Here is a 1,273-nt window from a genome sequence, read left to right as displayed (position 1 = left end):
AATACATTCAAGCGCTTGTTGCACGTGAAAGTAGGTCTGAATCCGAGCAAACAGAACTCAGTCCAGCAATATTGTTTCAGGTGAGTGAATTGCTCGCTGATAATTTTGATGCTTATCAAAACTATCGGCCTGATTGGATTGATGCTTGGGAGCAGGGTGGTTTTATCGATAATGATAAAAACTTTGGTAGTGGCATTAACAAAGAAAGCGATGAAGCGTGGCAACGCTCACTTTGGTTGAATTTATATCCAGGTATCCCCGTAGATCAGCGACATCATCGTTCCGCACAACTGCAGTCTTTAACTAGACATCTTGCACAAAGCAGTGTAGGTAAAGCAGCACTTCCCAAACGGTTATTTATCTTTGGTTTAGCGGCTATTCCTCCTCAATGGCTACCATTGTTTTTGGCGCTCGGGAAACACATCGATATCCATTTTTTATTTCAGAATCCGAGCAGAGCGTATTGGGCAGATATTGTGTCTGAAAAGAATGCGCTAAAAGAACAAATGAAGGTCGAACAGTCGGCTGTCATAGGTAACGAAGGTGGCGCGATTGGACAAGTCGAAGATCGGCACCCGCTTCTTGCTTCACTCGGCCAGCTAGGGAAGAACTATTTAGCGGAGTTATATCAATACGATGAAGAGAGCGGCTTAACTGAATTTGATGCCGATTTTTATACCGAGAATGATGCTCATTCGGCGCTATGTTTGCTAAAAAACGATTTATTGCATGGACAAATCAATGCTCACGAATTTGATTCAGATGATGAATCTATTCGGTTTGCGAGCTGTCATTCAAAGCTGCGTGAACTTGAAAGTCTGCGTGACTATCTATTAAGCGCTTTTGATAAAGACTCGAGCTTAAGTTCCAAAGACGTCATCGTAATGGCCCCTGACATTCAGTCATATGGGCCCTTAGTGCATGCCGTATTTGGCGAGCCGATAAAAAATAAAGCGGGCCAAACCCAACGTATTCAGTATGGCATATCTGATCATGCATTAAGTTTCGAGCAGCCACTTTTAGAGTCTTTGATTAAAGTGCTTAGTTTTGATCAATCACGACTTGGCGTTGATGAGTTCTTAGAGTTAATGAGCGTCGAAGCCGTGCGTTCGCGCTTTGAGATGGATGATGCTCAATTAGAATGCTTGCAGCATTTGGTAGGTTCCTTAAATGTGCGTTGGGGTTTGTCTGAAAAACATAGAGATCAAGTGTCTGGTGGTGAGCAAACAGGTAGCAATAATACTTGGTTGCAAGGTATTCAGCGTGCGCTCAA

The 1,273-nt window shown here is 43.1% G+C and carries 1 protein-coding gene; it reads left to right on the top strand.

Features of this window, described 5'->3' with window-relative positions:
- A partial coding sequence (locus A3738_RS18795; RefSeq protein ID WP_197473916.1) for an exodeoxyribonuclease V subunit gamma occupies positions 1-1,273 on the top strand: 1,273 nt, incomplete at both ends.

This window comes from Oleiphilus sp. HI0066, from assembly GCF_001635725.1.
The sequence above is the reverse complement of the archived record's forward strand: the minus strand, read 5'-3'. Positions and strand labels throughout refer to the sequence as shown.